Below are 11,285 nucleotides of genomic sequence, written 5' to 3' on the forward strand. Positions count from 1 at the left end.
AATCTTTCTTTGTTTTATTTTGTGATCTTTGCTTTTTTATTTAAGCCTTTGTTCTTTAATAACTTCTTATAACCTGCCAGTTTCTTTGCCGGAACTTTTACTGCTGCATTGGCTTTGATTCCCTTGAATGCATTTTTACCGACTTTCTTTAATCCGGTAGAAGAAATGGTGATCTTCTTTAATTTCTTACAATTACGAAATGCCTCTGCACCGATCGTTTTTACATTCTTGCCGATCTTTACCGTTGTAAGTTTTGCTTTGCCTTTTAATGCCTTGTTTGCAACAGCAGTTATTTTATAAGTTGTCTTATGATAGGAAACCGTTGCCGGAATCGTCACCGACTTCGCAGATTTTGATGTAATCCCCACAAAGCTTACGGTATCTTTGCCGGTTACTTTATAGCGGTATCCTTTTACCTTAAATACAGTACCTTTTGCAAGTGCTGCTGTTATGTTATCTTTCAGTTCCGTATCCTGTGTCGTATCGTTTTGCTTCGTATCATCCTGTTTTGTATCAGTCTGATCTGTCTTAGGTATATCTGTCACGGTAGGATTCTGCTCTCTGAGCGTAACATCACTCATGTTATAAAGGGAAGTATTTCCTGCTTTCATTCTTGCATATGCAGTTAATGCATAATATCCCTGCTCTGTTGCCATACCATCGACATTGCCTGATGCAGTATGCTTAAATCCGCCTTCTGCTGCTGCAAAGGAAACTAAGGAATGTAATACAGAGTTACCATTTTTTACAAATCTTGCATCTGTATCTGCATCAATACCAAGTGCACTTAAAGCTGTAACCACCTGTGCTGCTGACTCGCAGGTAACTTCAGATGCTCCAACCGGTGCAAATCCTCCGTTTGCTGCCTGCATACCAGATAATGTATCAAGTGCTGTATCAACTGCTGCTTTTACTTTTTCATTTGTCGTATAATATGGTGCTAACGCTGTGACAGCCATTGCTGTCATATCTGCATCTGCGGTATCACCGCTGACTTTATATCCACCGTCTGCACACTTAGCACTTAAAATATAATCGATCAATGCTTCTCTTGTCACATTTCCGGATGGTGTATAAGCATGTGAATCTAATGCGATCAATGCCCAGATTGGTCCATTGATCCCCTGTTTTTTCAGGTAATCCATATCGGATAAACCATTTAACAGATTATAACCGGCTACATTTGTTACATTATAGCCTGCGGCTGTCAGTCCAAGGATCACTCTTGAATTATCTGTTGATTTTGAACTGTGGAGCCGGCTTGCTGCATTGATATTAGCTTTGACATAGTTATATACATTTGTATAGTAAGCTTCCGGTACGCTTCTGCCGCCTCGTGCAAGTGAAAGCACCATCCACTCTCCGCCAACAGATGATACTGCCGGTGCTGTTGTCTTAGCAAGATTCTCTAAATAATTTCCTGTTGCCTGATAAACTGCGGTAATATCGGTCGGTGTCGGTTTTAAATCTTCGTCCCCGTCATCACCTTTTTCTGCTTCTTCTAATTTTGCATAATTTGTAACTAACGCTTTCTGTGTATCTGACAGATAATTGTAGATTGTTCTTGCTACGGTTACTGCTTCTGCTTTTGCATCTCCTGCCTGATCGATCGCATCAATGAAACTTTCTGCTTCTGCCACATAAGCAGCATCCGCATCTGCATCACCTGTGATATTTATGAAAACAGAGATTGTATCTGTATCAAAACTTCCATCATACAATGCATATTTCGAATACAGACGGATCAGTGAACCATCTTTGATATTGATCTCCTGCATCGGACGATACTTGATCTCCTCACCATCGACAAAGCATCTCATTTTTGCGGAATAATTTTCCATCAATGCTTCTAATGCGATCTTCGCAGTTCCTGCTTTTAAGGTATACGTATAATTTACGGTTTCTGTATCAAATTCAGGTGCTAGTGTTCCATAGTCTTCTAAGAAGGAAAGTCCTGTGATCTCTGCACTTGCCTTGGACCAGTCATTTCCGATGTCTGCGCCCCACTGACAATTATACTGCCATTTGATCACATCACCATCTTCTACGGTAAACTTACTTGCTCCCTGATCCATAAACCAGTTATTAAAGCTTATCATCCAGCCGGATTTTTCTCCCGCATCAAATTCTCCTAAGGATTCATAATAAACATCGTCAATCGTAAAGTTCTTAATTGCTTTTAAGTAGAATCCATCTTCTACCGCACCTGTATATTCACTGTCGATATTCAATGCATTTAACAGACGAAGGGTTACCTGTGGAATATTTTCTCCCTGTTTAAATGGTACTTTGACAGATTTGATAAACGTACCTAATGGATTGCGGTAAATCTCTTCCATACTAGCGTTATCCTCTCGGATGCCGTTATCTGCAAAACTGATATTGACATAGCCTGCAGTTTCAGCTTCTGTGATATCTGTAAATGTCAGATCACTTGTATCGATGCAGCCTGTCTTTTCTTTATTTTCATTTAATTCTACTACTGCAATATAAGGTTCTGCCTCACCACTCTGTGCGATGATACGGAACATTTTCTTCTCCGGAACTTCATCAAAGGTAAGTTTGGTTCCATAATAATCATCAATATAAACATTCGTTCCTTCCGGAACATCTACATTGACTGTGATCTTCTCACCTTTATCATAAGATGCGCTAAATACCTGATCTTTTGTTTTCTGTACTTCTGCACCGTTTACCTGAATGGATGCCGGTGCTTCTGTTTTTCCTACTGCTGCTTTGGCCTGATCGCTGGTTCTGCATACAGTTGCAACTTCGGTAGATTTTTCCCCGATCGCTCCTGCATAGATGTTAGAAGCGGTTGTAACTTTAATATAAGAGATCTCATCTAATTCTACAGGCATTCCATTTTCATCAACTGCCCAGTCAAGATCAAATGCATCTCCAAGAGAACCATGTTCCCCGGTATATGGGTTGGCTGCTGTACCGTCTTTCTGGTTATATGGTACTTTGTTGACATCGACATAACCAAATGCCGGATATAATGCAGATGCACTGCCGTATGCATCTTTACCTGTACTTCCTAAGCACAGACCACTGACGGTCATTGTACTCTGGTTTTCTTCATTCCAGCTAAAGAATGGATAATTTTTCGCAAGCGGATAATTGTAATTTATGCCTGACCTTCCATCACTGGCTGTCCATGAAGAAGCCCCTGTACCGGTCTTTGTATAAGTCATGGAATAATTCCAGTCGGCTGCATCGGTATAATGCATGGAACCAGCTAAGGCATACCATTTTTTACCATCTTTGGAGACTAAGACATTTCCCGGTTCACTTGCTCCTGCTCCACCAAAAGAGTTTCCATAAACAGTAAAGTCAATACCATATGGGTTTTTGTCATCATTTTTGATCGGTGTATCATACTGATAAACGATATAACCGCCAAAGTTACCAAGTGAAACAATCGTTGGATTTTTAACGATCGTACGCTCCGGTTCATTTCCGTAATTGCCTAAATTTGTATACTGGGAACCAAGACACAGATACTCGGTGATACGGTCTGGCATAATATCCTTTGTTCCTAGTTCTTTTAATGTAAACGTATAGGCACTGACACCTGTTTCTTCCGGGTTCTCCTCACTGACGGTTTCTAAATTGATCGTAACTGTAGAACCGCTTACTTCTTTTGTATAGACATTATTTCCGCTTTCATCCTGTTTCTCTGCGGTCAGTTTATTATCTGCGCTGACGCTTCCATAATATACATTGATACCTGCCGGTACGGTAAAAGTCATGGTATCGGATGTCTGTCCGCTTGGAAGGATCACTTTGTTGGAATATACATCCGGATCAAATCCCGGTTTATAAAATTCGCCGGCTGCAAATTCTGCGGAAAGGATCTGTGCATCGATCCCTAATGGTGATATGGTTTCTGCTGTGACCGTATACGTCGTTTCCGGTGTTTCAAATGGATCTTCACCTGCTGCTTTCTTTGCAACATATGTTTTTTCAGAAACAACTTCAATCGTAAATACGGTTTCACCATCTTCATCTAACTGCAATGGTGTGGTTGCCCAGTTATGTACAAGATCTACCGGATTTTCTCCATTCGTGAGTACCCTTGCAAACTGGTTCGTATTCAGAAATGTTCCCATGAATGTGATCGTGCTGGTACGTTTTCCGTATAAATAGGTCTTATAATTATTTCTACTCGTGGTAAATCCAGACCATTTATAAAAAGAGCCATCTTCTTCTAATGCAAATAGAGTACCCTCTTTTGCATTGTTATAGGTCGGATATGTGATTGCTGTTGTCCCATTTGGATATACTGACAGAGCTCTAAACGTATTTGTCGTATAATATGGTCTTGTGACATTGAATGTATAAGTTGTCACATTTGTTTCATCTGCTTTATCAGAAACTGCGATCGTGATTTTATTTGGACCTGTCATATAAGCATTGCTGATATTGACTTTCTTTCCATTGACAAGTTCCATGGTCTGATAATCGCCGCCGCTAACCTGATATGATAATACTGCTTTGACATTTGTATCATCAAATGTTGGTATAAAATACAGATTGGTCGTACTGATATTATTTTCTTTGATCTGCATATCATACTCTAACTTCGCTGAATGGAATGCAGATACCTTAGAAAACCATTCATCCCCTTCAAAAACATTATAATTTTCAAAAGAGATCTCATCTAAATATGCTTTGCCTTCTTTTTTTACCTGAACATACAGACCTCCGGCAAGCGGATTTTCTTCTGTAGACAAAGAAGACTCTGCCTTGATATAGACACTTCCCTCTTTTTTAGCCGTTAAAACCCCCTTGTCATCAATAGAAGCAATCTCATCATCAGAACTTGTCCATGTAAAAGTTTCATCTGTTCCTGTGCTTTCTGCAACCATCTGATATGTGGTTTCTTTTCCATCTTTTAAGATCACTGAATCACTATCTGTATCTTTGATGGAAACAGCAACACCACTAACCGTAATGGAAAATTCACAGCTAAGTTCCGGTGCACTTTTATAAGCTGCTGTCACCTTCGTTGTTCCAAGCTTCTTAGGTGTTACCTTGATACCTGTTCCGTTTCCGGATGCAATATCTGCAATAGACGGATCTTCTAATGTATAGTTAAAACTGCTTCCATACCAGCAGTTAAATACCTCATTGACTGCTACCGGATTTCTAAGATCTGCATTTTCAGCTAATGCAACGATAAAATTATCTGTTGTGGCTGCCGGTTTTTCAGGATAAATTGTCAGATTCAGACTAACAATGTATTCACTTCCATATTTACCATAGATATTGACATTATATAATGTATCTTCCGGCCGTCTGATCGTAACCTCTCCATCTTCCGTTATCGTTACAGCTGCCTTTGCTGCCACAGATGCAGATCCGGATAACTCATAAGTCAGCTTCTGATCGATCTGTGGCTCGAAGTTCATCGGAAGTGAAAATGTATCTTCTTCCTTACTGCAAACATAGATATAATCAGACTTATTTGCATACAGACCATCCACTTTTGATACATCCACAGATGGCTTCACACCATAACAGATCAGTGTCATAACCGGTGAATCTGCTTTTCCGTCATTGGCTGCGATCGTATATACCCATTTTCCCGGTTCTTTAATCTCAACCCGAAAGCTTTCACTATCAGATGTTACTACTTCACCATCTTTTTTGACGGTATAAGTCAGTGTATCTCCATCTTCATCTGTAAAATAATCAGATGGTTTAAAATACAAATAAGAGGAACTTCCGGTTCCATAATTTGCCTTCATAAAGATCTTCTCTGCTTCGCCTTTTAAGGCTGGTGCATGATTTTCCGCAGTTTCTTCATTTGAAGATGCATCTTCTGCTGCGTCTGCTGTTACCGGAACGGTTGTCCCAGCTAAAAGCAATGCCAGTAAAAAGGCTATGATCCTTTTACTTATCTTTCCTTTTTTCATTTCTTTTCCTTTCTTTTTCTAATTTCGCAATTATTCAAAACCCCACCCATATATGGGGCGGCAGCTCTATTCGAGCCACCTTACGAATCATAAAAACTGCTACTTACATGCAAGCATGAAGTATCAATTTTTGTGATTCTAAAGGGTTCTGAATAGTTACAAGATGTCAATATGTTCCTCCCCCGACATCTGCCCCTAGTCCGTTACAGGTATAGCAGAAAACGATCTCATCATTTTCCTTTACCTTATAACTCGAACAGCCATAATTCGGAAACCAGCCATTCACTTTATACATCCAGCCGGATTCACTTCCACAGTCAAACTCATAAAGCTGATGGATTCCTTCCACATAGTAACTTTCATAAATAGGCGTATACGAATACTCCAACTGGATATCCGCTAAATCACAGGCTCGCTTTAACACATCAAATACAGAGTCACCGTCTTTCATCTCCACTTTTGAAACCGCTAAGACCGTGCCATCCGCCGGAACATATCCTTCTTTCCCGGCAGTAAGTGCTTTCATATTGTTTAAGATCGTATCACAGCGGATCTCGATCGTACAATAAGTCTTTGCCTCCTGTTCTTCCGTTGGCGTTGGTGCCGGCGGTGTCGTACTTTCAGTTTCTTCCGGTGTATCCGGCTTCTGCGGCTTTTGAGACTCCTGTGTTTTTTTTTGCTGCTTCGTATCTTCCTGTGACGTTGTTCCTGCCTGTTTTGTTTCGGATTCCTTTTCCTCTGTTTCTGTTTGTGCTTTTGTTTTAGTTTCTGTATCCAAATCTGTGGTCTTTGTCTTTCTTTTTATAGAAAAATCAGACGCAGACTTCTTTTCCCTGGTTTCGGTTTCCTCAGATGCTTCTTCCTCGTTTTGCTCAGAGGTATTATCTGCTAAGATTTTCGCCTGCTGTGCTTTGACTTTATCATTTTCCCGTTTCTGCTTTACCATATCGATATCTTCTTTTGAAAAGCAGAATCCATCTCCTGTAAGCAAAAGCAGTCTTCCCATTTCAAAATCATTTAAAGCAACTGCCTGCATACGGATAACTTCCGTTTCCTGACTTTTATCCGATTTTTGTATCACAGATAACTGTTCCCCTGCTGCAACCGTATATTCTTCCTGCAAGCCATCCACTGAAACTTTTCCATAATATACGCAGATACTCAAAGAGCCTTTCTGTACAGACGCTGACCATACAGCTTCTTTTGCATGAACTATAGCTTTTTGGAGTATTACATCCACTCCCTGCCCGCTTGTCCTGTCATCTGCAAATACTTCTCCGCCTGTGATCTGAAAAACTGCGGGTTCTTCTTTCTTTACAGCAAGTGAAGTGTCATTTGCCAGCCATAAAAAGGGCTGCCCATCTTTTGAGATCTCTGCTGTTGATGTACTATTCGTGGAAAGTATATCCTGCTTTTGTATGTCATTATCCTGTTTAATCTGATAGGCAAGTCCTTTCCGCTCTACGGTGACAATTCCCGTTTTCTGACTGACCACAAACGACTCATTTTTATGAAACCAGCCTTTGATATATCCAGTTGCGAAAATACCGCCTAATATGATCAATGCTATTATGAGAAGCATTCCCAAATTTTGCAGTTTTCTTTTCTTCATACTTCCTCCGTTCCTTTTCTGTAAGTGATTATCCCTCCGTTTCTTTGGAAACATCAGTAAAACCGTATTCCATGAAGCAGAAAAATCCCCAGTATGATACTCTGGAGATTTTTGCACACAAAAAACAAAAATATTACCCCTGAAATATTTCCTGATTTTCAGATTAGAGAAAATATCCTGGCTCAGAAATGGCTTTCTTAGATGATCCTTCCCATATTCCTCATACAGTGAATCATCTGCCTTTTTATATTTCTTACAGTAGCAAGGGTGCTGCTACGGATTCTAACCGTATTCCTTCCTTCTAACCTGCTTTCCTTTTTAGTTGTTGTGCCATGTATATAGCAATAAAATTTTAGTGATTGTGCGGGGATATGTCAAGAAAGAAATTTACTGCTCAGATTCTATGTATCTTTCTAGCATCTGTTCTAACTGCGCTTTCATCTGTGTTCTTAACTTTGCCGGTTTTAATACTTCGATACGGCTTCCCTGACTCAGCAGCCACATAACAATTCCCGTACCATATACTTCTGCCTCGATCAGATAGGCATCTTCTAACTCCTTTTTCACTTCTGCCGTAGGCAGCCGGTCAAGTACAGGTTCCGGGTTTTTTCCATAAAATTTCATCTGTACATGCATCAGTTCACCAGCATACATAAACTGGATACGCTTACGGAAATCTCCCTCCTGAAACCTGTTTACATAAGAAATCTTAAATTTTTCTTCTAAAGACCTGTACTCTATAATTCTGTCTAAACGGAAGATTGCCGGATAATCATATTTCCATACATAATTTCCTTTATCATCTTTTTCCACAATATAGGCATTCAGATAGAAATAATATTCCGAAAAAAGCACTGCTACCGGTTCTATGATCCTCGTGACCAGCTCATTTTCCGAAGCAGTCTTTGTATAACTGATCTCCATTAAATTACATGCTGCGATATTTTCTCCAAGATCCCACAATTTATCTTCGATCAGAGATTTGTGATGAAGCTCTACATAATGAAATTTTTCGTTTGCGATCAGATCACAGACAAGATTCTTATCTTTTAACGGTGCACACCCTTCCACCATTTTATCTAAAATTCCACTTAATTCCTGTTTTGAAAACGCCCTGCTCTCTAAAAGGATTTTTACAACAGCTAAAATTTCACTGTTTGACATTTCAGAAGCTTCTGCCCCTTTTAATACATAGCCATTTTTCTTCCGGCTGTATTTAATTTCCCGCACATCTCCTCCTGCACAGGCGTTTCTGTTCGAAAAGAAGGTATTGACCGCATCCATATCCCGCTGGATCGTACGGTCAGAAACACAATAACGCTGTGCTTCTTCCTGTTTGTTAATGACTTTTCCCTCACATAAACGTGTATATAGATCAAGTGTACGAAGTACACCATTTTCTTTTTGTTTATCAGACATATAGAAACTCCTTTTTTGACCTTGTATCATCATATTATGATGTATCCAGATTTCTCCATTGCCATGCAATTTTAACTATCCTCATCATTATAAGAATATCGTATGCACCCTGTTCTGTAAAGATTTGATTTTTTTTAATTTTTTCTTGCGAAACTGTCATGATATGTCACTTTCGTCCGATATACTAGGTACATCGTTTCGCAAATAACTATACCAATCACGTAGGATGTGGATTCGAGTGTGCAGGTATAAAAACGCAAGCGTAGCGGGCTACGCCGAGGCTTTTCTACCTGTACGATCGGATTCGCAGGCAAGTGAATGGTGTAGTTATTTCGAAAACGATGTACCGGGTACATCAGTCAGCACAACGAACCTCAGAGCAAGAAACTATAGGTTCCATGCAAGCACTTGATATACGTGCTATACTGGATTTCAAATGTAACAAAGAAACGTATTCACTCAGAAAGGAGGCCATTATCATGACAAAGAACAACAGAACAAACAACAGTAACTTAATAGCCAGAGGTATGGTGATCCTTCCTTCTATTTGTATATAACAGGTATATTCTGCCCAATTCAAATAAGGACTTCATAGGATTTCTGATACCTTAAGCTTTGACCATAGAGGTGCTGTTTTTATGCCCTCGCAGCAACAGAAAAGGAAATGATTATGAAGACGATCAAAGGAGCATATACATCTGCTCAGATTTTTACCACAAAAAATAAAGAAACCGCAATCGATCCGTATGCCATCTCACAGCTTCAGATGATCTGTGATCAGGAAAGTTCTAAGGGATGCCGTATTCGTGTTATGCCGGACGTTCATCCTGGTAAAGTTGGAACAATCGGATTAACAATGACAATCGGCGAAAAAATCCTTCCTAACCTCATAGGCATTGATATCGGCTGCGGTATGACACTTGCACAGATCAAAGGAAAAAAACTAGAATATCAAAAACTCGATACTGTCATCAGAGACTCTGTTCCTTCCGGATTTGGTATCCGTGCAAAAGTACACAGGTTTGCAGATGAGTTTGATTTTGATGCATTAAGATGCGCAAATCATATTCACACAGATAAAGCACGCTTAAGCCTTGGCAGTCTGGGATCTGGAAACCATTTCATTGAAGCAGACAAAGATGTGAATGGAAATCTCTATATTGTTATCCATACAGGAAGCCGTCACCTGGGCAAAGAAGTAACGGAACACTACTTAAACGAAGGTCAGAAATATCTAAAAGCAAAAGGAATCAAAGTTCCTTATGAACTTACCTGGCTTGAAGGAGAACTTATGAATGCTTACCTTCATGATCTTCAAATAGTCCAACAATTTGCTTCTCTTAACAGGCGAATCATCTTAGACGAACTTGTCAAAGGAATGAAATGGAAGGTAATTGATTCCTATGAATGTATTCACAACTATGTGGATGCTTCCAAAGAAACCAGAAGCACGTTTGGTTCTGCCATGCTTCGTAAGGGCGCTATCTCCGCAAAGAAAAAGGAACAAGTGATCATTCCTATCAATATGCGTGATGGGATCATTCTTGGAACCGGACTTCGTAATACCAAATGGAACTGCTCTGCCCCTCATGGATCAGGCAGGATCATGAAACGCGAAGATGTAAAGAATAGCTTTACAGTATCTTCATTTAAGTCAGAAATGAAAGGCATCTATACAAGCTGCATTGGAAAGGACACTTTAGATGAAGCCCCTTTTGCATACAGACCCATGGATGAAATAGCCGAAGTCATTTCTGACACAGTTACTATTAATAAAATCATCAGACCGGTATATAACTTCAAAGCCGGAGAATCGAGGTAATCATGAGTAAATATAGAGAAACACCTTGTAAATACTACTTAAGCTATGGCGAATGTTCAAAAGGACGTAATGCTTCGCACAAAGGCTACTGCCAGCATTGTGATAAATACTGCCCTCGTGCTAAGGTTCGCTATCTCAACAAAAAGAAATTATATAACGATAAGCAGCGTAGTAAATATACTGCCTGATACAGAAAGATAGAGAGTTAATATATGAAAAACGCAGGTGAACATCCTTGAATGTTACCTGCGTTATCTATACGCTCTTTTAAATTATCATCTTCTTCTGCCATTCCCAGGAATTTCACTTTCATACTCGCACCTCCTTTTTATTCCTTCTCAAACTAGGCAAATGTGATCGTCAATATAATTTCTTTTAACATACTTATCCCTCCCATAATAATCTTTGTTTTTCTCTTGTTAACTCGCTTTTTCTCATATTTTCATTTCTTCATAGAGATATTTTCTAAGTCTATGTCATTCCCCTTGGCCATAAATCATGGATATTC

4 protein-coding genes and 1 riboswitch are annotated in these 11,285 nt (G+C 39.6%); of the genes, 1 reads left to right on the forward strand and 3 read right to left on the reverse strand.

Annotated elements, in window-relative coordinates; all coding sequences use genetic code 11:
* Positions 1-14: 14 nt before the first annotated feature.
* From H8S17_RS08435 to H8S17_RS08445, 3 genes are all read right to left on the reverse strand, one after another.
* On the reverse strand, positions 15-5,924 hold the full coding sequence (locus H8S17_RS08435; protein ID WP_186866963.1) for a leucine-rich repeat protein: 5,910 nt from the start codon (positions 5,922-5,924) through the stop codon (positions 15-17).
* A 166-nt stretch (positions 5,925-6,090) separates the two neighbouring features.
* Positions 6,091-7,536, reverse strand: a complete 1,446-nt coding sequence (locus H8S17_RS16520) for a DUF4430 domain-containing protein (RefSeq protein ID WP_243238017.1) — start codon at positions 7,534-7,536, stop codon at positions 6,091-6,093.
* A gap of 170 nt (positions 7,537-7,706) precedes the next feature.
* Positions 7,707-7,833: riboswitch (cobalamin riboswitch) on the reverse strand.
* 90 nt (positions 7,834-7,923) lie between these two features.
* The gene (locus H8S17_RS08445) at positions 7,924-8,955 is read right to left on the reverse strand and encodes a helix-turn-helix transcriptional regulator (RefSeq protein WP_186866964.1); all 1,032 of its coding nucleotides are present in this window, start codon (positions 8,953-8,955) and stop codon (positions 7,924-7,926) included.
* A gap of 670 nt (positions 8,956-9,625) precedes the next feature.
* Between H8S17_RS08445 and H8S17_RS08450 the strand changes: the two genes are divergently transcribed.
* A complete protein-coding gene (locus H8S17_RS08450) occupies positions 9,626-10,777 on the forward strand; it encodes an RtcB family protein (RefSeq protein ID WP_186866965.1) in 1,152 nt (383 codons plus the stop codon).
* The last annotated feature ends 508 nt before the right edge of the window (positions 10,778-11,285 follow it).

Source organism: Roseburia zhanii (assembly GCF_014287635.1).
GTDB lineage: Bacteria > Bacillota > Clostridia > Lachnospirales > Lachnospiraceae > Roseburia_B > Roseburia_B zhanii.